The sequence below is a fragment of the Suttonella indologenes genome (genome assembly GCF_900460215.1).
GTDB lineage: Bacteria > Pseudomonadota > Gammaproteobacteria > Cardiobacteriales > Cardiobacteriaceae > Suttonella > Suttonella indologenes.
The window spans coordinates 538,151-565,085 of the sequence record NZ_UHIA01000003.1 but is presented as its reverse complement, the minus strand read 5'-3'; the positions used below and the strand labels follow the sequence as shown (position 1 = coordinate 565,085).

The window sequence follows — 26,935 nt, the reverse complement described above, 5'->3', positions numbered from 1 at the left end:
TTCTCTTGGGAAACATTGGAGATCATTATGGCGGCAATTACTGTCAATATTCGCACGGACTCATCAGTAGTCAATTCATTATCTATCACAACAAAAGTGGCCGCAGCTTCTGTGGTTCAGGCACAAAAAGGTATGCAATATGAATTGTTGGATCAAACGACAGGTTTGGCGCCAAAACATATCGTAACCATGCGTTCGGGTAATGATTTGCTGATTACATTTGAAGGTAGCGATGTGTCTCAGCCTGATTTGATTATCCGTGATTATTACGATCCTGCCGTATATTCATCGGAGAGCGCCATCATCGGACGCTTAGAAGACGGCAATTTTTATCCGTTTACGCCGGAAAGCGGGCAGGTTAATGATTCTGTAAACCTATTGGCAGAACAAGTGGCAAAAACCCAGCAATTGACAACTATACAAACTCCTATGGTCGCTGCGAGTTTTAATCCTGCTTGGATTGCCGCGCCACTATTGGCTGGCGGCATTGCTCTTACCGTGAAAGATAAAAATAACAATGATAATGCAGTGTCAGATAGTCTACAAACACAAATTGCCACCGCTAAGGCAGCGGTTCAAGCTGCGCAGGCGGCACAAAATACGGTAGAAAAAGTGCTTTTAGATGCTCAGGCGGACGGATTAATCACAATAGCGGAAAGACAAGCCATTGAAAATGCAAATAAGGCACTTGTCGATGCAAGTAAAATAGCGGCAGATGCGGTGCGTAAATTGCCAAATGATGCAATAAACGGTGCGGATAGCAAAGACAGTTTGAGTGCACAAATTAATAAAATTACTCCTGTCGCTTTGCCTGAGGTCAATGACGCTAACGATAATGGCATCAAGGATGCAGACGAAAGCGAAGCGGAAAAACTCCAAACAGCACAAGAAGCGATATTAGCCGCCGAGCAAGCTATGCAGGAAGCGCAAGCAATGTTTGCTCAAGTCAATAGGGATAATCTGATCAATCCAGATGAAAAAGCAGCGGTAAAAGCAGTAAATGCTAAAGTTACAGAAGCCAAAGATAAAGCCCAAGCTGCGATAAATCTTCTAGCAGACAGTACAGAGAAAACCGCCTTGCGAGAACGTACGGATAAAGTTGCAACAGTAACTGTTCCTGCGATCAATGACCAAGACAGCAACGACAAAGATGACGCAGCAGAAGCGGCGGAAAAACTGCTGCAAACAGCAGAAACAGCAGTAGCGGCTGCCGAACAAGCGGCAAAAGAAGCACAAACAAAACTGACTGAAGTCAGTGCCGACAATTTGATCAATCCAGATGAAAAAGCGGCGGTAGAAGCAGCGAACGCTAAAGTTGCAACAGCTAAAGCGGAAGCACAAAAAGCAATAGATGCTCTAACAGACAGTGCAGAGAAAACCGCCTTACAAGGACGCGCAAATGCAGTCAAAACAGTAACTGTTCCTGCGATCAATGACCAAGACAGCAACGACAAAGATGACGCAGTAGAAGTGGCGGAAAAACTGCTGCAAGAAGCAGAAACAGCAGTAGCCGCTGCCGAACAAGCGGCAAAAGAAGCAAAAGATAAACTGACTGAAGTCAGTGCCAACAATTTGATCAATCCAGATGAAAAAGCGGCGGTAGAAGCAGCAAATGCCAAAGTTACAGAAGCCAAAGATAAAGCCCAAGTCGCGATAAATCTTCTGGCGGATAATGCAGAGAAAACTGTCTTACAAGAACGTATGGATAAAGTTGCAACAGTAGCGGTGCCGAGTGTCAATGACCAAGATGGCAACGACAAAGATGACGCAGCAGAAGCGGCAGAAGCGGCGGAAAAACTCCAAACAGCAGAAACAGCAGTAGCCGTTGCCGAACAAGCGGCAAAAGAAGCAAAAGATAAACTGGCTGAAGTCAGTGCTGACAATTTGATCAATCCAGATGAAAAAGCGGCGGTAGATGCAGCAAATGCTAAAGTTGCAGAAGCTAAAGATAAAGCCCAAGTCGCGATAAATCTTCTAGCGAATAGCGCAGAGAAAACCGCCTTGCAAGAACGTGCAAATGCAGTCGAAACAGTAACTGTTCCTGCGGTCAATGATGCTAATAATAATGGCATCAAGGATGCGGACGAAAGCGAAGCGGAAAAAATCCAAACAGCAGAAACAGCAGTAGCCGCTGCCGAACAAGCGGCAAAAGAAGCAAAAGATAAACTGGCTGAAGTCAGTGCCAACAATTTGATCAATCCAGATGAAAAAGCGGCGGTAGAAGAAGCAAATGCTAAAGTTGCAGAAGCTAAAGATAAAGCCCAAGTCGCGATAAATCTTCTAGCGAATAGCGCAGAGAAAACCGCCTTGCAAGAACGTGCAAATGCAGTCGAAACAGTAAGTGTTCCTGCGATCAATGACCAAGATGGCAACGGCAAAGATGACGCAGTAGAAGCGGCAGAAGCAGCGGTAGCGGCTGCCGAACAAGCGGCAAAAGAAGCAAAAGATAAACTGACTGAAGTCAGTGCCAACAATTTGATCAATCCAGCTGAAAAAGCGGCAGTAGAAGCAGCAAATGCTAAAGTTGCAGAAGCTAAAGATAAAGCCCAAGTCGCGATAAATCTTCTAGCGAATAGCGCAGAGAAAACCGCCTTGCAAGAACGTGCAAATGCAGTCGAAACAGTAACTGTTCCTGCGGTCAATGATGCTAATAATAATGGCATCAAGGATGCGGACGAAAGCGAAGCGGAAAAAATCCAAACAGCGCAAGACGTGGTATTAGCAGCCGAACAAGCTATGCAAGAAGCGCAAGCAATGTTTGCTCAAATCAATAGTGATAATCTGATCAATCCAGATGAAAAAGCGGCGGTAGAAGCAGCGAACGCTAAAGTTGCAACAGCTAAAGCGGAAGCACAAAAAGCAATAGATGCTCTAACAGACAGTGCAGAGAAAACCGCCTTACAAGGACGCGCAAATGCAGTCAAAACAGTAACTGTTCCTGCGATCAATGACCAAGACAGCAACGACAAAGACGACGCAGCAGAAGTGGCAGAAGCAGCGAAAAAACTGTTGCAAACAGCAGAAACAGCAGTAGCCGCTGCCGAACAAGCGGCAAAAGAAGCAAAAGATAAACTGGCTGAAGTCAGTGCCAACAATTTGATCAATCCAGATGAAAAAACGGCGGTAGAAGCAGCGAACGCTAAAGTTGCAACAGCTAAAGCGGAAGCACAAAAAGCAATAGATGCTCTAACAGACAGTGCAGAGAAAACCGCCTTGCAAGAACGTACGGATAAAGTTGCAACAGTAAGTGTTCCTGCGATCAATGACCAAGACAGCAACGACAAAGATGACGCAGTAGAAGCGGCAGAAGCAGCGGTAGCGGCTGCCGAACAAGCGGCAAAAGATGCAAAAGATAAACTGACTGAAGTCAGTGCCAACAATTTGATCAATCCAGCTGAAAAAGCGGCAGTAGAAGCAGCAAATGCTAAAGTTGCAGAAGCTAAAGATAAAGCCCAAGTCGCGATAAATCTTCTAGCAGACAGTGCAGAGAAAATCGCCTTGCAAGGACGTATGGATAAAGTTGCAACAGTAACTGTTCCTGCGATCAATGACCAAGACAGCAACGACAAAGATGACGCAGCAGAAGCGGCAGAAGCGGCGGAAAAACTGCTGCAAACAGCAGAAACAGCAGTAGCCGCTGCCGAACAAGCGGCAAAAGATGCACAAGCAATGTTTGCTCAAGTCAATAGTGATAATCTGATCAATCCAGATGAAAAAGCGGCGGTAGAAGCAGCAAATGCCAAAGTTACAGAAGCCAAAGATAAAGCCCAAGTCGCGATAAATCTTCTGGCGGATAATGCAGAGAAAACTGTCTTACAAGAACGTACGGATAAAGTTGCAACAGTAGCGGTGCCGAGTGTCAATGACCAAGACAGCAACGGCAAAGATGACGCAGCAGAAGCGGCAGAAGCAGCGGAAAAAATCCAAACAGCAAAAGCAGCAGTAGCCGCTGCCGAACAAGCGGCAAAAGAAGCAAAAGATAAACTGACTGAAGTCAGTGCCAACAATTTGATCAATCCAGATGAAAAAGCGGCAGTAGAAACAGCAAATGCTAAAGTTGCAGAAGCTAAAGATAAAGCCCAAGTCGCGATAAATCTTCTAGCGGATAGCGCAGAGAAAACCGCCTTACAAGAACGTATGGATAAAGTTGCAACAGTAAGTGTTCCTGCGATCAATGACCAAGACGGCAATGGCAAAGACGACGCAGCAGAAGCGGCAGAAGCAGCGGTAGCGGCTGCCGAGCAAGCGGCAAAAGATGCACAAGATAAACTGACTGAAGTCAGTGCCAACAATTTGATCAATCCAGATGAAAAAGCGGCGGTAGATGCAGCGAACGCTAAAGTTGCAGAAGCTAAAGATAAAGCCCAAGTCGCGATAAATCTTCTAGCGAATAGCGCAGAGAAAACCGCCTTGCAAGAACGTGCAAATGCAGTCGAATCAGTAACTGTTCCTGCGGTCAATGATGCTAATAATAATGGCATCAAGGATGCGGACGAAAGCGAAGCGGAAAAAATCCAAACAGCGCAAGACGTGGTATTAGCAGCCGAACAAGCTATGCAAGAAGCGCAAGCAATGTTTGCTCAAGTCAATAGTGATAATCTGATCAATCCAGATGAAAAAGCGGCGGTAGAAGCAGCGAACGCTAAAGTTGCAACAGCTAAAGCGGAAGCACAAAAAGCAATAGATGCTCTAACAGACAGTGCAGAGAAAACCGCCTTACAAGGACGCGCAAATGCAGTCAAAACAGTAACTGTTCCTGCGATCAATGACCAAGACAGCAACGACAAAGATGACGCAGCAGAAGCGGCGGAAAAACTGCTGCAAACAGCAGAAACAGCAGTAGCCGCTGCCGAACAAGCGGCAAAAGATGCACAAGATAAACTGACTGAAGTCAGTGCCAACAATTTGATCAATCCAGATGAAAAAGCGGCGGTAGAAGCAGCAAATGCCAAAGTTACAGAAGCCAAAGATAAAGCCCAAGTCGCGATAAATCTTCTGGCGGATAATGCAGAGAAAACTGTCTTACAAGAACGTATGGATAAAGTTGCAACAGTAGCGGTGCCGAGTGTCAATGACCAAGACAGCAACGGCAAAGATGACGCAGCAGAAGCGGCAGAAGCAGCGGAAAAAATCCAAACAGCAAAAGCAGCAGTAGCCGCTGCCGAACAAGCGGCAAAAGAAGCAAAAGATAAACTGACTGAAGTCAGTGCCAACAATTTGATCAATCCAGATGAAAAAGCGGCGGTAGAAGCAGCAAATGCCAAAGTTACAGAAGCCAAAGATAAAGCCCAAGTCGCGATAAATCTTCTGGCGGATAATGCAGAGAAAACTGTCTTACAAGAACGTATGGATAAAGTTGCAACAGTAGCGGTGCCGAGTGTCAATGATCAAGATGGCAACGACAAAGATGACGCAGTAGAAGCGGCAGAAGCAGCGGTAGCGGCTGCCGAACAAGCGGCAAAAGAAGCAAAAGATAAACTGACTGAAGTCAGTGCCGACAATTTGATCAATCCAGATGAAAAAGCGGCGGTAGAAGCAGCGAACGCTAAAGTTGCAACAGCTAAAGCGGAAGCACAAAAAGCAATAGATGCTCTAACAGACAGTACAGAGAAAACTGTCTTGCAAGGACGTGAAAATGCAGTCAAAACAGTAACTGTTCCTGCGATCAATGACCAAGACAGCAACGGCAAAAAAGACAGTGAAGAAACCACCACATCAACTAGAGTGGTCGGCGATAGCACTGGAGATGGACAGGCTGATGAAGCTGGCAAGCCAGTGATAGAGATTCTAGACAGCAAGCTAGACAGCAAGGAAGGAAAAATTCATAAAGTACATTTAGTGTCAGGGACTGAAGATCAAGCGCAGGTGAAGATTAGTTTCCCTGAGAATGCAGGTTATGCCGCCGGGCAAACAATTATAGTGACACGAGATGATACGAAAATTGTCAAGCGCCCTTTAACTAAAGAAGAGGTGGAGAAAGGACTTTCTATTCCTTTCGAGCTGAGAGGTAACGCTCAGGAAGGCCTGACTAATAAGATTGCTGTAAAAGTAATTGATGCCGATGGTAATGAATCACTGAAAAGCGAAGCCAAGACGATCGTGGATATTCATGTGCCGGGTGATAGCACAGGAGACGGTCAGCCTGATGAAGTCGGCAAGCCGAAAATTGAAATTCTGGATGGTGGTGATGGCTTAATTGAAAATTCAGATGTTAAAAATGGAAAAGTGACTATTAGAATTACATTGCCGAAAAATGCCGGTTATTCAGTCGGTGATAAAATTAAATTGACTGATGAAAATGGCAAGCCATGGGAAGGAAGGAATGAATATGGCAAAAAAGGACCTGTTCTTAATAAAAGCTTAAAATCTGAGGATTTAAAAAAAGATGTTATTGAAGTGCAATATGAAGCAGCAACGGGTGATACAAAATATGTTTTTAAAGTAGAAGTTACTGATGAACAAGGTAATAGTACCCATGCTCAAAGTGAGTCCGTGCGTTACGCGCAAAAGAGCAGCGGTTCGCCTAGTGTCGTTATTCAAGATAATATAGGCAAAACGGATGAAACGAGTATGGAAGGTAAGATTAGATCAACAGATCTGGAGAACGGAAAAGCTATTGCTAAGATCAGTTTCTCGCATATTAAAAAGTTGACAGACTGGGATTATAAGGTGGGAAATAAAATAGTTGTCAAACATCATGGTGGTGATGTTTTACTTGAAAAACAACTAAGCGAAGAAGATTTCAGAGACGGACTTAAAGTTGAATTTACTCCGCATGCGAAAGGAAAAAGCAATACGATAATTGCTGAAGTGACGACTGTTGATGCTTCAAACATGAAGCCATATGCTAGAATTGGGGTTGATAAATCCGTGACTGATTATGACCCTTCTAGCTTAAGCGACTCCGGTATGGGAAATCGTTTATCTGGGAAAGCCGTTTATCTGTCATATAGCGCCGATAAAAATAATGCTCTAGAAGATGATGCGCTAAGTATCGGCGAAAATTTTGATAATAATGCTGCTATTGATATGGGCAATAAACAGCATATGACCAGTTTTGAAGGCAATATCCTTGGCGGCTCACCGATTGACTCTAGTTCAAAAAATCACAACGCAATAAGTTTAAATACACACGACAAGGCTGTTGATACTATTTTGCTTGGTGCAAAAGCGTTAAACGGCGAAACCCTTATAGGTAATGAAACCTCATTTAGCCGTTCGACCTCAGATAAAGCCTTAGCAGCTAATTCGGTTAATATAGATAAAGCAAAAATGATTGATTTGGCAGAGATGAGCGATAAGGATTTATCAGCTGAAGCAGATGATATCAATGCCATATCTTATACGGCATTATTGAATAAAGGCAATGATGCTTTTGCTTTGGCTGAGTTTAAAGATAATTCCGGAGAAAGTATCACAAATTACCATGCTTACTCAAATAATGCAGGTGGTAATATTTTGGATATTCAAACAGGTATTAATATTATATAAATCTATTAAAAGCTTAAAAATAATCCGCCTCTAAGTAGGCGGATTTTTATAGGCGAGATAATCATGTATTTGCTTATGATATAGTCCAAGAGTTCAAAAAGAGTCACAGTTTTGATTCACTTTACCGTACTCTCTATCGTCGAAGAATTGAAAAAGTATGACGGACTTGGCTCGTTTTGCCGTACGCTTTGTATTGTCTGCGGAGCGTCGTCTTGTACTATTTTTCTACTTTTCTGAGGATATTTTCACAGGATTTTGGAATGGAGTTTTCCTTTTTGCACCTGCCAATGCGCTTGCCAAGCGGCATTTTTTTCCTCGAATGCGCCCTTCAAGAGCAGGGGCGGGCGGGCAAGGAAGTCGAGGACGGCCTGCGGGTTTGCATGCTCAAGCGGCAGTTGCAGGCTGAGGCTGGAGTCTTCCAGCAAGGTTATCAGGCTGCCGCGTTGGCGCAGGGCAATCAGTTGCAAGGCATTGTTAAATTGTTCTTTCAGGATTAGGCGCGCTTGGATTTCCGCTTGGGGCTGGGTGGGGTAAAGGATAAGGTCGGCGTCGAGTTGCCAGTCTTGCGCGATGAGTTTTTGCAGCGCTGGCGGCAGGTTTGCAGGGGCGCTGTTTGGTCTTTGGCGGTTTGTGCTGTGCAGATGTGCGTTTAGGCGCAAAGGCGGCAGTTCGCCGCGCATCATAAGGTTTTCGGCTTGCAGATGCGCTTCTTGCGGCTGGAGCACAGAAAGGCGCAATACGGCGCTGCCGGACTGCTGTCCTGCTTGGCTGCGGATATCGGCAATCAATTGCGCTTGCAGGTTGATACGGATATGTCCCTGCACAGGCTGGCGGATGAGATCTTCGGGCATGGCTTCATGCTGCCAGTCGAGGCGGATAAGGTTGGCGCCGGCGCTGGAGAGTGCACCGTGGCGAATGTGCATGCGGATGTGGCTTAGCGATTGTCCGCGCTGCGAAATCTGCCACAGGGCTTGCGATTGCCAGTAGCCGCGCTGGTAGCTGTGCAGCTGTAGCTCGATGCCTTGGCGGGCAAGTTGCTGCTGCCATGCAGGCAGTTGCGCGGCGATGCGTTTTTCGATGAGGATACCGGCAAGCGGCGGCGAGACGAGCCAGATACCGAATAGGATAAAGACGAGGACGAGCAGACAGCGACGCAAGATTTTCATAGGCACGGCTCGCAGCATTGTCCGGCGGCGATATTGGCAAAGGTTTGGCGCAGGATATGCGGGGCGTAGCGGCTGATTTCCTGCGGCGTGATGGCAAGGGGTTTGACGAATAGGTCAATCAGCCCCGAAAGGGTGCAGCCGATTTGAATAAGAGCTAGGGCTTGATTGGTATTGTCGGGGATTTCCGCTTTAGCGCAGGCGCGCTCGATGAGTTCGCGCAGTTGCTTTTCCCAGATATTGCCGTAGTGCTGCATCATTTGGTAAATATCGCTGTTTTCCGCAGCAATGCCGCGTTGGGTATGGCAGAGATGCACCAAGCGCAGGCGTTGCGGGTCGTGAAAATGGCTGAAAAGCACGATGAGGGTTTCGCAGCTTTCCTGCCAGCTGTTTTCATGGTGCAGGGCTTGCGCCATTTTTTGGATGTGCGGTTGCAGATAATATTCGCCCAAGGCACGCAGAATGTCGCTTTTGTCTTTGAAATGCCAGTAGATTGCTCCTCTTGTCAAGCCGACTTGCTTGGCGATTTGCACGAGCGTGGTGGCGGTATAGCCCTGCTCGTCAAAAAGTTGCAGGGCGGTATGCAAGATGTCTTGGCGGGTTTGCTCGGCTTCGGCTTTGGTACGGCGCATGGGGTTTCCTAAAAATTTTGGCGCATTATAGGGATTTATCAGAAAAAAGCCATACTAACATACAAGAATGAATGTATAATAGCCGCCGTTTTTCCGTCGGCTGCGGAATTTTCTTTTTTACTTGATTGTTTTCTTAGGGGAAGTTTATGAGATATGGGCAGAAACCGTCTATTGCGGCATTGGCTTTAAGCATTATGTTGGCGCTGAATTCAACGCAGGTTCTGGCGCAGGGCACGCCGCCACCGCCGATGGTGGATGTATTGACAGTGGCGCCGCAAACGGTGGTGCTGACGGAGAATCTGCCCGCACGTTTGGAAGCCTCGCGCGAGGCGGTGATTGTGCCGCGCGTTAGCGGTATTGTGCAGGAGCGATTGTTCCAAGAGGGAGCTTTTGTGCGTACCGGCGAGGTGTTGTACCGCTTGGACAGCGGCACCTTTGATGCGGCTTTGAATACGGCGAAAGCGGGCTTGGGTCAGGCGAAGGCGGCTTTGGGACAGGCGCAGGCAAGCCGCGATCTGTATCGCGCCACGGTTAACCGCTATGCGCCTTTGGTAAAAGCCAATGCGGTATCGCGGCAGACTTATGACGAGGCGAAAGCCAATTTGCAGGTGCAGGAAAGTAATATTGCCGCCGCGCAGGCCCGTATTGCCGCCGCGCAGGCCAATATTGAAAGTGCGCAAATCAATTTGAGCTATACGGAAATCAAATCGCCGATTAGCGGTGTTATCGGACGTTCGGCGGTAACAGAAGGCGCTTATGTGGTGGCTTCGCAAAGCCAAATGGCGGAAGTACGCCAGTTGAATCCTCTGTATGTGAATATTACGCAATCCGCCGGCACTCTGATGAATTTGCGCCGTAATCTGCAAAGCGGCGCGGTGCAGTCCGGCGGTACAAATGAAATCGAGATTTTGCTGGAAGACGGCAGCACTTATGCGCATAAAGGGCGTTTGCTGTTCGTCAATCAGACGGTGGATCAAAACACGGGCGAAATCAGTATCCGTGCGGAAGTACCCAATCCCGAGGGCGATTTGCTGCCGGGGCTGTATGTGCGCGTCAGCGTGCCGCAGTCGAGCATGAATCATGCCTATTTGCTGCCGCAGCAGGCGGTAACGCGCGGCGCTACCGATACGGTGCTGGTGGTTAATGAAGACGGCAGTTTCCGTCCGCAGCTGGTCAAAATCGCCGGACAGCAGGGTAGCAGCTGGATTGTCAGCGAGGGCCTGGAAAGCGGCATGAAAGTGATTGTCGAAGGTCAGGCAAAATTGATGATGGGCGCGAAAAGCGTGCAAACCCGCGAATGGGGCAGCACTGATAAGCAGCAAGAAGCAGCACCTGCAGCGGATGCTGCGCCCACAGAGAATGCCCAAGCGGCTGAAGCTGGCGAACCTGCTGCGCAAGCGGTTTCAGGTGGCAGTTTGCCTAAGGCGCGCGATTTAAGCGCTGAGTAGGGCAAAAAGTAAGCAAGGATTATCATGGCTAGATTTTTTATTGACCGCCCTATTTTTGCTTGGGTATTGGCGATTTTCATCATGTTGGCGGGACTGTTTTCCGTCACTAAATTACCGATTGAGCAGTATCCTAGCGTTTCCGCACCTACTGTGAATATTTCTTTCTTTTATACGGGGGCAAGTGCGCAGACGATTCAGGATTCGGTAATTTCCATCATCGAAGAACAGATGAACGGCGTGGAAGGCTTGGATTATATGGTTTCGCAGGCCTATTCCAGCGGCGCCGGCTCGATTGCCCTGACTTTTAAATCCGGCACGAATGAGGATTTGGCGCAGGTCGATGTGCAGAACAAGCTCTCGCAGGTTGAGGCGCGTTTGCCGCAGTCGGTGCGCAATACGGGGATTACGGTCGAAACCAGCGGTTCTTCTTTCCTGCTCTTTACGATGTTGTTCGCCGAAGAAGGCAGCAATAAAGACATTAAAGAAATTTCCGATTATGCGGTGCGCACGGTCAAGCCCGATTTGCAGCGTACCGAAGGCGTGGGCAGCGTGCAGGTTTTCGGCTCCGAGCAGGCGATGCGCGTGTGGGTCGATCCGCAAAAACTGAAAAATTACGGCCTGTCTTTTGCCGATGTGTCCGCCGCGATTGCTTCGCAAAACGTGCAAATCAGCGCCGGCAGTTTGGGTGCTTTGCCGGCGGTGGAAGGACAGCAGTTTACCGCCGCGATTAACGTTTTCGGGCAATTGGAAGATGTCGATGCCTTTGAAAATATCGTGGTGAAATACGAGGGCAGCGGTGCCGCAGTGCGGATTAAAGACGTGGCGACGGTGGAAATCGGCAATCAGTCCTACTCCACTGTCGCGCGTTTGAACGGTCGACCGGCAGTCGGTATCGGCGTGCAGCTGACTTCCAGCGGTAATGCGGTGGCGGTAGCTCAGGAAATCCGTCAGAAAATGGAAACGATGGCGCAGTATTTTCCCGAAGGCATTGCTTGGGATATTCCTTACGACACCTCGCTGTTTATCAATCTGTCTTTGAAAAAAGTGTTCTACACGCTGCTTGAGGCGGTGGGCTTGGTATTTGTTGTGATGTATCTGTTCTTGCAGAATATCCGCTATACGATTATCCCGACGGTTGTGGTGCCGATTTCGCTTTTGGGTGCGGTGGCATTGATGTATCCGCTGGGGCTGTCGATTAACGTGCTGACGATGTTTGCGATGGTACTGGTTATCGGGATTGTGGTGGACGATGCAATTGTGGTGGTGGAAAACATCGAGCGTCTGATGGTGGAAGAGGGTTTGACGCCTTATCAAGCCGCGCATAAGGGTATGACGCAAATCACCGGCGCAGTTATCGGCATTACCTTGGTATTGGTCTCGGTCTTTATTCCGATGGCGTTTTTGACCGGTGCGCAGGGCGCGATTTACCGCCAGTTCTCTTTGGTCATGGCGGCATCGATCGGCTTCTCCGCTTTCATGGCATTGTCTTTGACCCCTGCGCTCTGCGCCACCCTGCTCAAGCCGGCGCGCGAAGACCATCACGAGAAAAAAGGCTTTTTCGGTTGGTTTAACCGCGTGTTTAAAAAGATTACCCGCGCCTATCAGGCCAGCGTGGGCAAGATGATTCGCCTCAGTTATTTCATGATGCTGGTCTTTGTGGGACTCACCGCAGGAGCTTTGTTCCTCTTTCGCATGATTCCGACTTCTTTCCTGCCGACCGAAGACCAAGGCAACGTCTTGGCAACCTATCAATTGCCTTCGGGGGCGACGCAGGAACGCGCGCGCGCCATGTTGGAAAAAGCTGAGAGCATGATTAGAAGCGAACCGGCGGTGAAAAATATGGTGTCGGTATTGGGCTTTAGCTTTTCGGGGCAGGGACAGAATATGGCGCTGAGCTTTATGACGCTGAAAGATTGGAGCGAGCGTACCGGCGAGGGGCAGGACGCTATGTCTTTGTCCGGCAAATTCAACGGCATGTTCCAGCAAATCAACGAAGCCTTTATTTTTGCTCTGACGCCGCCGGCGATTCCGAGCCTGGGCGTGTCTTCAGGTTTTAGCATGTATTTGCAGGATCGCAACAACCAAGGACATGCCGCTCTGCTTGCCGCGCGCAATCAAATGCTGGGCATGGCGGTGCAAAGCGAAGTTTTGACGGGCGTGCGTCCCAGCGGTTTGGCGGATGCGCCGCAATTGCGCATCGATATTGACCGCGACGCCGCTTTCGCACAAGGCGTGCCGCTCTCTGCCATTGCCAGCACCTTGGGCAATGCGCTCGGCTCGAATTATGTGAATGACTTCCCGAATCAGGGACGTATGCAGCGCGTCTATGTGATGGCGCAAGCCAAATCGCGGATGCAGCCGGAAGATATTTTGGCGCTTACCGTGCCGAGCAGCACCGGCAAACTCGTGCCGCTGTCCAGCGTCGCCAGCTTGCATTGGATTACCGCCGCCGAGCAAATGACCCGCTATAACGGCTTCAGCGCCATGGCGATTGAAGGCGGTGCCGCTCCCGGCAAATCGACGGGCGAGGCGATGGCGGAAGTCCTAGCCTTGGCGCAGAAATTGCCGCCCGGCTTTGCTGTGGAATGGACGGGGCAGTCTTTAGAAGAAGTGCGCGCGGGTAATTCCGAGCTTTTTATCTACGCCTTCTCGGCGCTGGCGGTCTTCCTCTGCTTGGCGGCATTGTATGAAAGTTGGTCGGTGCCTTTTGCGGTATTGCTCGTGATTCCCTTGGGGATTTTAGGTGTGGCGGTGGGTAACTACTTTCGCGGCTATGAAAACGACATTTATTTCAAAATCGGCATGATTACCGTGATGGGACTGTCAGCGAAAAATGCGATTCTGATTATCGAGTTCGCCAAAGACTTGCAATTGCAGGGTATGACCAAAGTTCGCGCGGCGATGTCGGCAGCGGCGTTGCGTTTCCGCCCGATTATCATGACCTCTTTCGCCTTTATTGCCGGCGTCGTGCCGCTGTATTTCGCCAGCGGCGCCAGCTCCGCCAGCCAACGCGCCATCGGTACGAGCGTATTATGGGGTATGTTGATCGGCACCGTTCTCGCCGTCTTCCTCGTGCCGATTTATTATGTAGTGGTGCGCAAAGTCTTTGGCGGCGGTCATGATGTGAAAGACAAATATGTCAAAGCGGCGCTTGATGTAAACAAAGGACAAACAGCATGAACAGCTTATTAAAAACCCTGCCTCTGGCGGTCTTTCTGAGCGCCTGCTCATTTATTCCCGCCTATGAACAGCCCGAAGTCGATCTGGCTTCGGCTTGGATGCAACTGTCGATTGAAGAACATGGCGGAGAAAACGTGCAGGCCCTAGGCTGGCGCGAATTCTTCCAAGACGCGCAATTGCAATCTTTAATCGAAACCGCTTTGGCACAAAACCATGATTTGCGCAAAGCCGCCTTGAACGTGCAATTGGCGGCGGAACAATACGGCATCGCCGAAGCCAACCGCCTGCCGGTGGTCGGCATCAGCGGCAATGCCAACCGCAGCCGCACAGGTTCGGGCGCATCACCGACAGGACAAGAAGTCTATGCCGACAGCTTCCGTGCCGGCATCGGCATTAACAGCTTTGAGCTGGATTTCTTCGGACGCGTTCGCGCTCTGTCGGAAGCCGCCTTGCAGCAATATTCGCAAACTCGGGAAGCCCGCGATGCGGCGCAATTGTCCATCATCAAAGCCGTGGCGCAAGCCTATTACGGCGCGCGCATCAGCAAAGCCTTGATGGACTTGTCGGAGCAAGTATTGGCGGCGCGCGAAGAAACCGCCAAACTCGCCAAAATGCAATTTGACGTCGGCTTGATTACAGGCGTGACCCTGCACAGCTATGAAAACGCGATTGAAAGCGCGCGCGCCGACTACTACGGCTACCAGCGCAACTATCAGCAAGCCCTCAATGCCTTAAGTCTGCTAGTCGCCCAGCCTTTGGAACGCCTGCAATTGCCGGCAGCCAATGATTTGTCGGCGCAATTTGCCGCCGTGCAAATGCCGGCAGGCATCCCGTCCGCCGTCTTACAGCAACGCCCCGATGTACGCCAAGCCGAATTCGCCCTCAAAGCCGCCAATGCCAATATCGGTGCGGCGCGCGCGGCATTATTCCCCGTCATCAGCCTCACAGGCAGTGCCGGCTACGCCTCTGCGGAACTCAATCAGCTGCTGCAAGGTCCTAACAGCGTGTGGAGCATCGGACCGGCGATCAGTCTGCCGATTTTTAACCGCGGGCAACTCAATGCCAATGTACGCATCAGCGAAATCAGTCAGCAAATGGCGGTGGAAAGCTATCAATCCGCCGTGAAAACGGCATTCCAAGAAGTCGCCGATACTTTGGTGGCGCGCGAATCCTACGCCAAGCAATTTGCCGCCACCCAACGTGCGGTCAAAGCGCAAAATGAAGTGCTGCGCTTGGAAAAAATGCGTTTTGAAGCGGGCGTCACCGACGGACTGACCTTGATTGATGCCGAACGCACCAATTTCACCGCCCAACAGGGACTCTTGGCAGTGCAACTCAGTCTGCTGCAAAACATGGTGAATTTATATACCGCCATGGGCGGCGGCTTGCAGGAATACGGCGTACAAATGCCGGTCGCCGAAGGCGAGAGCGCTGCGCCGATTATCGACCCCGTTCAATCGCTTGCGCCGATGGAGCAAAGCGCAATACCGGTGCAGACGCAGCAGCCCTCTGCCGCTGAAACCGCCGTGCCGCAGGGCGCAGTTAGGATTAAACTCTAATCTCTCGGCAAAAACGCGCTTCGGCGCGTTTTTTTATGTCTGCGGGTTTGTTATACTGCTCATCTTTTCAGAAACCTTTTATTCTTATGCGATTTATTACCGCTTTTTGCCTTTGCGCACTCTCCTTATTCATGCTCAATCCCGCTTGGGCGCAAAGCGCCGCCGCTGACAATAAAGAAGCCCTGTCTGTATTGGCGAATGTCTTGGAAAATCCTCAGCAGCGCGAGGAATTAATCAAGCAATTAAGGGCGGTTGCTAAAGAAGAGATACAGACAGAGGATGTTGCGCAAACGGCGGAAAATGAGCCGAAAAGCGGCAAAGCGGAACCGACACCCTCGACAGATGCCGAACAAAGCGCGGAAGAACAAAGCAGCGAGGCGGCTACTGCCGAAGCCGAAGCCTTGGTTAAAGTGACCGAAAACACGCGTGCGGCTTTGAGCAAGGCGGCGAGTCTGCCCAGCCGCATTGCCGATTACACGGGCGAACTGGCCGGACAAATGGGCGCCCGCGTCAAGCGCAGCTGGGAGGGTTTTCGCGATATTTTCAGCGGACGCGATTATCGTTTGAGCAATTTGGATTGGTCAGCTTTCAGCGCGGCTTTGCGCAATGTGGGGATTGTGATTGTTTCGGTGCTGTGCATTTACCATGGTTTACGTAATCTGACGCGGGGCTTGCGGCGAAAGCTCAATGACTGGGCTTTGCGCAGCGAATGGTCGCAGCTCTTGGTGCGCAAATTGCTCGCGATCGGTGCGATTATCTTGGGCGACGGTTTGCTGCTCTTAATCACTTATGCAGCGGGCAATGCGATTGCTTTGTATGCGGTGGGCGAAACGGGGCGTTTGTCGATACAGGCGGCTTTGTTTATGAATGCTTTTGTGATTATCGAATTGCTGAAAATCGGCATCCGCGTGATCTTTACGCACCGTTTTGCCGGACTGCGTTTGCTGTCGGCGGAAAATCAAACGGTGCGTTTTTGGTATCACTGGATTGCAACCCTGCTGAATTTGCTAGGCTATGGCTATTTGGTCGGCATTCCATTGATTGAAGCGCATTTGAGCTACAATCTCGCCCAACTTTCTTCTACCATCATCGCGATTGCCGCGTTTTTATACGGCGTCTGGGTAGTGATTTCGCGGCGTAAAAGCGTACGCGCCGAGTTGCTCAAAACAAGCGAGCAAGTAGAATTTCCGATTACGGCTTTCTTAATCCGCCTTTTGGCTTATCTCTGGCATTGGTTGGCGGTGGCATATTTTGTGATGCTTTTGGTGGTGACGCTGCTGCGTGCGGAAAAATCTCTGCCCTTTGTGCTGCAAGGCACGCTGAAAACCCTGCTGATTGTCGGCGGCTGCGGCTTGATTGCCAATTTAATGACGATTTACATGAAGCGCGGCATTCGCTTGCCGCAGCATATTCAGCGCAGTTTGCCGGGCATTGAGCGGCAGATAAATGCCTTTGTGCCGCTGATTTTGCGGATTGCGCGGACGGTGGTCTTTGCGGTGGCTGTGCTGAGCGTATTGGGCGCATGGAATTTGATTGCCTTCGATGCTTGGTTGGCCTCTGATGCGGGGCGGGTTTTTGTGGACAAATGGCTGGGTGTGGTCTTGATTTTATTATTCATGCTGCTGCTGTGGATTGTCTGTTCCGCCTTTATCGAACACCGCCTCAGCCCGAATACGGGGCGCGGCGCGCCTTCGGCTCGTGAGCAAACCCTCTTGTCGCTGCTGCGCAATGCCTTGGCTTTGTTCTTTTTTGCGATTAGCCTGATGATGGTCTTATCGCAAATCGGCATCAATATCGGACCTTTGATTGCCGGTGCGGGGGTCTTGGGTCTGGCGGTGGGCTTTGGTGCGCAGACCTTGGTTAAAGACGTGATTACCGGCATCTTTATCCAAATCGAAAACGCCATGAACGCCGGCGATTTCATCATGGTCAATAATATCTCCGGCACGGCGGAAAAAATCTCCATCCGTTCCGTGTCCCTGCGCGATTCGCAGGGCGTTTATCATCTCATTCCCTTTTCCAGCGTGACCACCGTGTCGAATTACACGCGCGGCTATTCCTTCCACGTTAATGATTACGGCATTGCCTACAATGAAGACATCGATCATGCCTGTGAAGTGCTTAAAGCCGCCTTTGACGAACTGGCAAAAGGCGAACATAAACGCAGCATCTTGGAGCCGATTAATATTCTGGGCGTGAGTGAGTTAGCGGAAAGCTCGGTCAATATTCGTGTACGCATCAAAACCCTGCCGGGCGAACAATGGGTCATCGGACGCGCCTATAACCGTTTGGTCAAACTCTATTTCGACAAAGCCGGCATTGAAATGCCTTATCCGCATCAAACTATTTACTGGGGCGAAATGAAAGACGGCAGCGCGCCGCCGCTGCACATCGTGCGCGAACAGGCACAAATGCGCAAAAGCGAAGCCGAAATCGAAGCCGAGCAGAAACGCATCGAAACGCCTGAAAATGCCGAGCCGCCCGCCGTGCTCAAACATCAAAAAGCAGAAGACAGCATTCCGGATGTGGACGGGAAAATGTAATGAGGCAACATGCGCTCAGCATTTGGCTTGCCGAAGGACAAGCCAGCCAACGCGATATGCTTGCCAGTCTGCAAGCACTGAAAAGCCATGCGCCGCAAGCGCTGAAGATTATCGCCTCGCACCGTCATCATCGCCCTGAAATCACCGATATGGCGGATATTGCCTACCAAGAACCGGAAGCTGAAGCCGAACGCATCGATTTTGTTCTGCAACAAGCCCGGCGGCATCAAACGCGCGTATTACTCAGCGGACGCAACGGCAAAGCCTATGAAGCACAGCGTGCGGCATTTGCCCAAGCCGGCATTCGTCTATTCACAGGCGCGCAGAATGAAGACAGTCTACATCTGATGGACAATAAAGCCGCCTTTGCCGCCTTCTGCCAAGCGCGCCATATTCCGGTCGCCGGCGGCTGGGAATTTCACAACATAGAAGAATTGCAAGAACTACTGGCGCAACACGGACAGCAAGCCCTATGCGTAAAACCCGTTTCCGGTATTTTCGCGCAAGGCTTTTGGCGGCTGGATAGCGGCGATGAGACTTGGGATAGCTTTAGCCATCTCTATCATACGGAAGCGAAAAAAATTCATTTGCCGCAATTCATCCAAGCCTATCAAGACAGCCTCATGGTGCAAACCCGTCCCATCCCCATGCTGCTCATGCCCTATCTTTCAGGACGCGAATACTCGATTGACGTACTGTGCGAGCGCGGCGAAAGCCTGTTGGCGATTAGCCGCTACAAAGAAGGCAGCGTACAACATATCGGCGCCGACGAAAGCGTCTTGCCTTTAGTCGAAGCCGTCATTGCCGCCATCGGCTGCGACGGCATTGTCAGCGTGCAAAGCAAAGGCGATGCGCAAGGCAGGCAGCATATTTTGGAAATCAATGCCCGTCCCTCGGGCGGCATTAGCTACGGCAATCATAGCAGCGTGGATATCACGCAAACCGCCTTTGCCTATTGGCTGGGCTGGTTGAGCAAAGCGGAAGTCAAGGCGCGGCAGGAGCAAATCCAAACCTGCTGCGTCCGTCCGATTAGCGGCAGCGTTAAGATTTCAGGCTGAAGAAAATAGCTCCCGCTTAGCACTGCTTGTATAGTCAATTCATAGAAAAATTAATTTATTTTCAATCGGGTATAGTCGGAGAAGTGAAAAAGTAGTACAAGGCGGCGAGCCGACACTGTAATACTTTTTCAATTCTTCAACTATGCAGTTCTCTACAGGCAAGTTTGGACGTATCAACTGGAGAATATAATACCTTAACTTCAAAATGAGACTTAGAGATACACATTTTGTCAGGAGAAGCGCTTAGAATAATCTCATTTTGAAGTTAAGAGACTATAAATTGGCATCGCGCGGCAGAAAAGACGGCTGCGGATGGGGTGTTGTGTTTATACCCGCACTAAATTCATCAAATGTTCAAAGGAATAACGTGTTGATTTTCTACCGCTACTTTCTTCGGTAACCGTCAAAAGCCCTTTTTCATGTAAGGCTTTGCTCAAGCGATTGGCAGTTGCCGGCGGCAAATCGGTTTTTTCCGCCAAACTGCTGTTGCGAAATACGGGATAGGTGAAGATAAAATCCAATACCGTCAGCGCATGTTTGCTGGCTAAAACTTGGCTGAATACCTGCTTCATTTCTTCATAAAGCTGGCGGATATTTTCCGAGATGTGCAGATTACGCATCGACTGGCTTTCTACCGCCTGTAAAAAGAAAATTATCCACTCATTCCAGTCGCCCGTCTGCGATACCTGCCGCATTAAATCCACATAACGGTTTTTATGTTCTTCAAAATATCCGCTGATATAAAAATGCGAGCAAAGGGACATTTTAGGTGCTGTTTTCGAGTTCTTTAGCCCTAAGGGACAAAATAGGTGCTATCTAGCGTTTTTTAAGCAAAATAATCTTTTATAAACTTAACCTTATTGTCCTTTCCCATGCCGCAATGACAAGCTAAAAGTCTTTTCAGATCACCAAATTTTCCTTCAAGCAAATTGGTGGTTTTTGGCAGGTTTAACTCCGGATAATCTTCAAAGGTAAAAAGCCAATGCAGATTGCGCCTCAGACTGTTATAAGCACTTCTTAAACGTTTGTGCCTATAGTGTGATTTACCTGTTTCGGGATTTGAGCTACGTTCGTTGAGAAAGTCTTTATGCTGCTTATGCCAGTTATTCAAATGCTCTTCAAATGCCGCTTTGCTGCTGTTTTTTAGGCTTAAGGCAAGTTGTTTTAAATCTACTGTCGCTGCTGTTTGAGGTTTTCTTGTCAGATAACGGTTAATGGTTTTGACTTGGTGGAATTGACAAAGCTGTATGGGAATATCGGGAAATAATGAGGTTAATCCTCTTCTGCCATCGCAGATAATACTCTGAATATGTATTCCTTTTTCTTGTAGCTCTCGTATGGCTTGTCGATACAATGCATTGCTTTCTGATTTAACCTCGCTGACCGATAAGGCTTGTCGGCTGATGCTGTCATACAGCACCATCACACCAAATTTACGTCCAAAGTAGGTAGTATCCATGATGATATTGACTGATGAAAAATGCCGTTGTTCAGGCTCTCTAAGTTGGGCTTGTTTGAGATATCTAGCAATGGTTTTACGGCTGCAGGAAAAACGTTGGGCGAGCTCTTGCATGCTTTGTTTGCCGCTACTATAAAGTGTCCACAACTCTTGAGGGTTAAGACGCTTTTTGCTGCTAAAACGCTTACCGCATTGCCGGCATTTGTATCGTTGCTGATGATTTTGTCTGCCGTCTTTTTTGACCTGTTTTGAGCCACAGAAAAAGCATTTTTTGTGTTCAAAGCTTTTGACCTCGCTAAAAGCCTTACAGAATAAGGTTTTTCAAACTTTTTAGCACCTAAAATGTCCCTTTCCCCAAAAATGCGGTTCGGAAATGATCTGGTTCTGCCATAGCATCAAGGTAATCAGCATTCTGCCAATCCGTCCGTTACCGTCTTGAAAAGGATGTAAAGCTTCAAATTCCAAATGGCTAACGGCTGTTTTCAGCAAAATCGGATTGCTGTCTTGATTGATATAATCAAATAAACGCTGCAAACCATCGGCTAATTTTTCAGGGGCAATAGGAATAAATAGAATTTTTTTGTTCAGCGTATCGGCTAAATAATTCTGCTCGGTTTTAAATTGCCCCGGCGATTTTTTGATTAGCAAATTATTGCCGGGCGCTTTTTTTCGTAGTCGGCGCTGTCATATGTTTCAAAGGCGCGGATAATCGCCGATTGGCTGTCTTGGTCGCGGCTGCTGTTAATCGCTTCGCGTTGCTGAAGATAATGCGGGTGGCGGGCGAAGTACCAATGCAGGTGTTTGCGGGCAATCAGTGCGCTGATATGTTCGGGGTAGAGTTGGTGCAGGTCGCGGATGTGTGCCTGAATATCTTGATAAGGCTGATAGGGTGGCGCTTGCCATTTGGGATCGACTTGGCGGCGGATTTCGGCAAAAAGCCAAGGATTGCCTTGTGCGGCGCGCCCGATCATTACGCCGTCAAAGCCGTAGTCTTGAATCAGCTGCTTGGCTTGTGCGCTGCTGCCGATGTCGCCGTTGACAATAACCGGCAGGCGGTTTTGCGCTTTCAGGGCGGCGATTTCCCGATATTGCGCCTGCCCTTTGAAGCGTTGCGCGCGGTGGCGTCCGTGTACGCTGATGGCGGCAATGCCGCAGTCTGCGGCTATCGCGCCGACGGTAAGCAGATTGATGTTATTGGCATCAAAGCCGATGCGCGTTTTCAGCGTTACCGGTATGGATACGGCTTTGACGGTGGCGGCAAGGATTTTTTCGACCATCGGTAAATCGCTGAGTAAGGCGGAGCCTGCGTTTTGCTGTCCGACTTTTTTGGCGGGGCAGCCCATATTGATGTCGATGACGTCTGCGCCGCGTGCCTGCATGAGTTGCGCCGCTTCCGCCATAAACAACGGATCGCCGCCTGCCAATTGCACGATTTTGGGGAAGGCGGGATTGTCGTCGAATTGCATACGGGTCTGGCTTTGTGCGCTGTTGAGCAATTCAGGACGCGCATTGACCATTTCCGCGACCGTGAAATGGCAGCCTTGCTGCTGGCAGAGGCGGCGAAAGGGTAGATCGCTGATGCCTGCCATGGGTGCGAGGACGACAAGCGGGGCGGTAAAGGTAAATTTGCCGAGAGTGATCATGAGTTTATCGGTGTTGATGGAGTGGATAATGGCGGCGGAGGCTTACATTTTGCATGATGGGTGTTTTCATGCCGCGCAGCCGTTGGCGCTGTAGAGTTGCGTGGCAGCCGGCAAAAAGCGTGTCGGCTGCCGCGAGCAAGATTGCGCATCAGACGGTTTGCCGCAGTTCCAGCAAAATCCAGCCTTCGCGCTCGTCCACGCGCCGCACGCTGTAAGCGTCGCCGTAGCGAGCTTCGATATCGGCTTGTTGGCGTTCCAGTAGTCCCGCAAAATACATGACTGTATTGCTTTGCAGATGTTGCTGGAATTGCGGGCGCAGCAAGCATAGTGGCTCAAGCAGGATGTTGGCGATTAATATATCCACGGCGGGTGCGTCGGCAGGATTGGCGCAGAGGTGTATTTTCTCGCCGACGTGGTTTTTTTCCGCATTATCGGCGCTGGCAATCAGGGCTTGTGGGTCGATGTCGGTTTGATAGACGGCTTTTGCGCCCGCCAATGCCGCTGCGATGCCTAAGATGCCGCTGCCGCAGCCGTAGTCATAGACGGTTTTGCCTTGCAGATCGGCTTTATTGACGAGGTAGTTAAGGCACATGGCGGTGGAGGGGTGTGTGCCTGTGCCGAAGGCTAGACCGGGGTCGAGACGCAGGACAATGGCATTATCGTCTTCTATTTCATGCTCGGTGGCGGCGACCCAAAAATGTTCGCCGAAGCGGATGGGTTGGAAATAATCCAGCCAAGCGCGCACCCAATCGCTGTCTTTCACGAGGTGTTCGGCGATGGGATAGTCTTCGCCCAAGCTGCTGCGCAGGGCGGCAAGCACGGCTTGGCGGTCGGCATTAAGGTCATAAAGTCCGGTAACTTTGGTGCTTTGCCATAGGGGCGTGCTGCCGATCGGCGGTTCAAAGATTTCTTCTTCGTCTGCCGCTTGATAGGTAACGGCAAGTGCGCCGCTGAGTTCTAAAGCGGTTTCCAGTAAAAAAGCTTCGTCTTCGCTGTGTGCGGTAAGGCTGAGTTCCAGCCATTGCGGGTCTTGCATTATTGTCCTTTATGTGTGGCGATCGGCTCGCCTTTGCCTTCTTCAATGAGTTGTCCGGATGCGTCAAAGTGCTGCCAGCGGATAATGCGTCCGTCTTGATAGAGCAGGCGGCTCATACGGCTGCCGTCAATGCGGTAGCCGTCCGACCAACCTTGGGCGATGCTGGTTTTGAGCGCGGTGTGGGAATGGAGTTGTCCGTTGGGATAATAAACATCGGCATAGTCGTCTAATATGCCCTTACGGATGACGGTTTTCATCAAAATTTCCTTACTGGTTGAACCCCTCCCTTTAGGGAGGATAATCTTGTGGGAGAGGTGTAACCTCTTCCAATTCAGGGCAACACGTAGAGCGACGCTTTATGTGTCGCTCTGTGTGTTGAAACATATAAGATTTTTTCAGAGCGATGAGTAAAAAGCCCCTGCAAGCAGGGGCAGTCAATCAGGCAAGCCCGAGTTTGTGTTCCAAATAATGAATGTCCATGCCGCCTTGTTTGACGGTGTCGTCATTGAGCAAATCTTGGTGCAGCGGGATATTGGTTTTGATGCCTTCAATCACCGTTTCGGAGAGGGCGACTTGCATGCGCGCGATGGCGGTGTCGCGGTCTTCGCCCCAAGAGATGATTTTGCCGATCATGGAATCATAATGCGGCGGCACGCTGTAGCCGCTGTACAGATGCGATTCTACGCGGATACCCAAGCCGCCCGGCGCATGAAATTCTTTGATTTTTCCCGGCGAAGGAATGAAGCTGCGCGGGTCTTCGGCATTGATGCGGCATTCAATCGCATGGCTTTTGATGCGGATGTCTTCTTGCCGATAGGAGAGCGGCAGCCCTGCGGCGATGCGCAATTGTTCGCGCACAATGTCCACGCCGGTAATCATTTCCGTGACGGGATGTTCGACTTGCACGCGCGTATTCATTTCGATGAAATAGAATTGTCCGTTTTCATAGAGAAATTCAAAAGTACCTGCGCCGACATAGCCGATGCGTTTGCAGGCATCGGTGCAGATTTTGCCGATTTCGGCGCGCTGTTCGGCGCTGATGCCGGGTGCCGGCGCTTCTTCCAAGACTTTTTGATGGCGGCGTTGCAAAGAGCAGTCGCGCTCGCCCAAATGGATAGCGTTGCCGTGTTTGTCCGCCAAGACTTGGATTTCGATATGGCGCGGGGTTTCAAGGAATTTTTCCATATATACCATGTCGTTGCCAAAGGCTTGCTTGGCTTCGGCTTTGGTCAGCTTGACCGCTTCCACGACTTCTTCTTCGCTGCGCACCACGCGCATGCCGCGTCCGCCGCCGCCGCCCGCCGCTTTCACAATCACGGGATAGCCGATGCTTTTGGCGATGTGTTTGATTTCGGCGGCGTCATTGCCCAAAGGCCCGCCCGAACCCGGCACACAGGGAATGCCGGCGGCTTTCATGGCTTTAATCGCTTCGACTTTGTCGCCCATCATACGAATGGTTTCGGCTTTCGGGCCGATAAAGGTAAAGCCCGATTCTTCGACGCGTTCGGCAAAATCGGCGTTTTCCGATAAGAATCCGTAGCCGGGATGAATGGCTTCGGCATTGGTCACTTCAGCAGCGGCGATAATGCTCGCCATATTCAGATAGCTTTCCGATGAGGCGGCAGGACCGATGCAGACCGATTCGTCGGCAAGCAGCACGTGTTTTAAATCGGCATCGGCTTTGGAATGCACGGCGACCGTTTCAATGCCTAATTCGCGGCAGGCACGCAGTACGCGCAGCGCAATCTCGCCGCGGTTTGCGATCAAGACTTTGTTAAACATCTGCGCCTCCTTATTCAACAATGAATAGCGGCTGGTCGTATTCTACGGGTTGACCGTTTTCCACCAAGATTTCTTTGATTTTGCCTGAAAATTCCGCTTCGATGCGGTTAAACATCTTCATGGCTTCGATAATGCAGACGGTATCGCCGGCTTTAACCGTTTGTCCGACTTTGACGAATACATCGGCATCGGGAGAGGACGAGGCATAGAAAGTGCCGACCATCGGCGAACGGATGGCTTTGCCTGTCATAGCAGGTGCGGCTTTGCTGTCTTCAGCGGCGATGCTTGGCGTGCTGACGGCGGCAGCCTGCGTGCCGGCGGCGATGATTTGCGGCGCGGCGGCATATTGCACGGGCATGCTTTGCATTTGATTGACGTAGCGGCTAATACGCACGCTTTCTTCACCCTCGGTAATTTTGATTTCGGCAACGTCCGAAGCCTCTAGCATTTCGATCAGTTTTTTAATTTTACGGATATCCATGATGCCTCCTATTCGGCAGACTGTGTGAGATGTTGGTGAGCGGCGATGAGGGCCAATTCATAGCCCGTCGCGCCGAGACCGCTAATCGTTCCGACGGCAATATCGCTGAAATAGCTGTGCCGGCGGAATGCTTCACGGCGATGAATATTGGAAAGGTGCACTTCAATAAAAGGAATATCGACGGCTTTGAGCGCATCGCGCAGGGCGACGCTGGTATGCGTGAAAGCGGCGGGATTGAAAATAATGAAATCGACTTCATGCCGTCCCGCTTCGTGAATCAAATCAATCAGCGTACCTTCGTGATTGTGTTGAAAAAATTCGATGTCGAGCTCAAAGGCTTCTGCTAATTCGTCCAAGCGTTTTTCAATGTCGGCGAGCGTTACGCTGCCGTAGTGCTGCGGCTCTCGCGTGCCGAGCAGGTTTAAATTCGGGCCGTTTAAGACCAATATTTGCGCCATAAATGCGGTCGCTCCAAAATTATCGTTATCAAGAAAAGCGCCGCATTATACCTGAAAGGCAGAGCGGCATGGGTTATCTTACTTGTTTTTTATCTGTTTTTTTTACAGCCCTCTAGGCAAAATATGATGAGGACTTGAGCGGAGGGGGGATAGTCGCAACTTTGTATCATCATGCCCGAATGTGAAAAATCGCGGCTTAAACCTTGGGCATAAAGTGCTAAGCGAAGCTATGAAAAAGACGGAGCTTTGGAGTAAGATAGTCCGCCGATTTGAGCCGAGATGTTTATGTCCTCTTCCCTTGAGCAAGCGATTTCCGATAGCGTCCGCCAATATTTAGCCACCCTTGAAGGCGAGGAACGCGCGGAAAACCTGCACGCCCTCATCATCGGCGAATGCGAACGCCTCCTCATTCAGCAAGCCCTGTATTACAATCAAAACAACCAAAGCCATGCCGCGCTATGGCTGGGCATTACGCGCAACACCTTAAAAAAGAAAATGTTGGAATACGGACTCTACGAAGCGCCGCTGCAAAGCCTGCCGAGCAAAAAACGCGGACGTTAGCGTAAAATACGCTTTGCTATACAGAAATCTAGCTGTTTAAAGATAATCTATGAAAATCAAATAAGTACTTATGGATTATTTATCAAGTATATATATAGTCAATTCATGGCAAAATTAATCATTTTTTCAATCGGATAGGTCGGATACTTGTATCCGACATTACTTAAAATATAAACTTGTCGGATTCAAGAATCCGACCTACTTCCTTATAAATTAGTAGTTTAGATATTTATATCCAACACAATTTGTCATGCGAGTGCTTTCTGGCATAAACGCCTAAGCTAAGGTTAAAAATATAATGTTCGTATTTGTCATGAATTGACTATAGTTTCTTCAGATTAAAATGAGACAATCAAAATTTTCAACATGTTGTTTTAAGGCGTATCATTTTAATCTGAAGAGACTATATTTTTCTCTCAAGCAAAAATTAGGCTAAAATTT

The 26,935-nt window shown here is 49.7% G+C and carries 16 protein-coding genes and 2 pseudogenes; 7 read left to right on the top strand and 11 right to left on the bottom strand.

Features of this window, described 5'->3' with window-relative positions; translation table 11 throughout:
• Positions 1-27: 27 nt before the first annotated feature.
• Positions 28-7,491: a GA-like domain-containing protein gene (locus tag DYC63_RS03085; RefSeq protein ID WP_115217882.1), complete on the top strand. Its 7,464-nt coding sequence runs from the start codon at positions 28-30 to the stop codon at positions 7,489-7,491.
• A 245-nt stretch (positions 7,492-7,736) separates the two neighbouring features.
• Here DYC63_RS03085 and DYC63_RS03080 read toward each other — a convergent pair whose 3' ends face one another.
• A complete protein-coding gene (locus DYC63_RS03080; protein ID WP_172459388.1) occupies positions 7,737-8,657 on the bottom strand; it encodes a DUF945 family protein in 921 nt (306 codons plus the stop codon).
• Positions 8,654-9,286: a TetR/AcrR family transcriptional regulator gene (locus DYC63_RS13325; protein ID WP_115217880.1), complete on the bottom strand. Its 633-nt coding sequence runs from the start codon at positions 9,284-9,286 to the stop codon at positions 8,654-8,656. The genes DYC63_RS03080 and DYC63_RS13325 overlap by 4 nt, the downstream gene beginning before the upstream one ends.
• A 146-nt stretch (positions 9,287-9,432) precedes the next feature.
• On the opposite strand from DYC63_RS13325, the gene DYC63_RS03070 reads away from it, so the two are divergent.
• The 5 genes from DYC63_RS03070 to DYC63_RS03050 all read left to right on the top strand — a co-directional run bounded on the left by DYC63_RS03070 (position 9,433) and on the right by DYC63_RS03050 (position 19,074).
• A complete protein-coding gene (locus DYC63_RS03070) occupies positions 9,433-10,734 on the top strand; it encodes an efflux RND transporter periplasmic adaptor subunit (protein WP_115217879.1) in 1,302 nt (433 codons plus the stop codon).
• Positions 10,735-10,758: 24 nt separating this feature from the next.
• The gene (locus DYC63_RS03065; RefSeq protein WP_115217878.1) at positions 10,759-13,914 is read left to right on the top strand and encodes an efflux RND transporter permease subunit; all 3,156 of its coding nucleotides are present in this window, start codon (positions 10,759-10,761) and stop codon (positions 13,912-13,914) included.
• Positions 13,911-15,473, top strand: coding sequence for an efflux transporter outer membrane subunit (locus DYC63_RS03060; RefSeq protein ID WP_115217877.1), 1,563 nt, complete (start codon positions 13,911-13,913; stop codon positions 15,471-15,473). The genes DYC63_RS03065 and DYC63_RS03060 overlap by 4 nt, the downstream gene beginning before the upstream one ends.
• A gap of 131 nt (positions 15,474-15,604) precedes the next feature.
• Positions 15,605-18,016, top strand: a complete 2,412-nt coding sequence (locus DYC63_RS03055) for a mechanosensitive ion channel domain-containing protein (RefSeq protein ID WP_172459387.1) — start codon at positions 15,605-15,607, stop codon at positions 18,014-18,016.
• Positions 18,016-19,074 (top strand): ATP-grasp domain-containing protein, encoded by a 1,059-nt coding sequence (locus tag DYC63_RS03050; protein ID WP_115217875.1) that lies wholly within the window; start codon positions 18,016-18,018, stop codon positions 19,072-19,074. Before DYC63_RS03055 ends, DYC63_RS03050 begins: the two co-directional genes overlap by 1 nt.
• Positions 19,075-19,400: 326 nt before the next feature.
• Here DYC63_RS03050 and DYC63_RS03045 read toward each other — a convergent pair whose 3' ends face one another.
• From DYC63_RS03045 to aroQ, 9 genes and pseudogenes are all read right to left on the bottom strand, one after another.
• Entirely contained in the window at positions 19,401-19,838 is a 438-nt protein-coding gene (locus DYC63_RS03045; protein ID WP_218564531.1) for a Fic family protein, read from the bottom strand.
• Between the two features lie 62 nt (positions 19,839-19,900).
• A pseudogene (locus tag DYC63_RS03040) lies at positions 19,901-20,791 on the bottom strand (IS256 family transposase, variant Zn-binding type); the annotation flags it as partial.
• An 81-nt stretch (positions 20,792-20,872) separates the two neighbouring features.
• Positions 20,873-21,169 (bottom strand): annotated as a pseudogene (locus tag DYC63_RS03030) (Fic family protein); the annotation flags it as partial.
• Between the two features lie 5 nt (positions 21,170-21,174).
• The gene (gene dusB, locus DYC63_RS03025; protein WP_115217872.1) at positions 21,175-22,176 is read right to left on the bottom strand and encodes a tRNA dihydrouridine synthase DusB; all 1,002 of its coding nucleotides are present in this window, start codon (positions 22,174-22,176) and stop codon (positions 21,175-21,177) included.
• Between the two features lie 148 nt (positions 22,177-22,324).
• A complete protein-coding gene (prmA, locus tag DYC63_RS03020) occupies positions 22,325-23,212 on the bottom strand; it encodes a 50S ribosomal protein L11 methyltransferase (RefSeq protein WP_115217871.1) in 888 nt (295 codons plus the stop codon).
• Complete coding sequence (locus DYC63_RS03015; RefSeq protein WP_115217870.1) at positions 23,212-23,469, bottom strand: toxin-antitoxin system YwqK family antitoxin; 258 nt, start codon at positions 23,467-23,469, stop codon at positions 23,212-23,214. Before DYC63_RS03015 ends, prmA begins: the two co-directional genes overlap by 1 nt.
• Positions 23,470-23,650: 181 nt before the next feature.
• Complete coding sequence (accC, locus tag DYC63_RS03005) at positions 23,651-24,994, bottom strand: acetyl-CoA carboxylase biotin carboxylase subunit (protein ID WP_115217868.1); 1,344 nt, start codon at positions 24,992-24,994, stop codon at positions 23,651-23,653.
• 10 nt (positions 24,995-25,004) lie between these two features.
• Positions 25,005-25,475, bottom strand: coding sequence for an acetyl-CoA carboxylase biotin carboxyl carrier protein (accB, locus tag DYC63_RS03000; RefSeq protein ID WP_115217867.1), 471 nt, complete (start codon positions 25,473-25,475; stop codon positions 25,005-25,007).
• Positions 25,476-25,483: 8 nt separating this feature from the next.
• Positions 25,484-25,933: a type II 3-dehydroquinate dehydratase gene (gene aroQ, locus DYC63_RS02995; protein ID WP_115217866.1), complete on the bottom strand. Its 450-nt coding sequence runs from the start codon at positions 25,931-25,933 to the stop codon at positions 25,484-25,486.
• 285 nt (positions 25,934-26,218) lie between these two features.
• Between aroQ and DYC63_RS02990 the strand changes: the two genes are divergently transcribed.
• Positions 26,219-26,494, top strand: coding sequence for a helix-turn-helix domain-containing protein (locus tag DYC63_RS02990; RefSeq protein WP_172459386.1), 276 nt, complete (start codon positions 26,219-26,221; stop codon positions 26,492-26,494).
• The last annotated feature ends 441 nt before the right edge of the window (positions 26,495-26,935 follow it).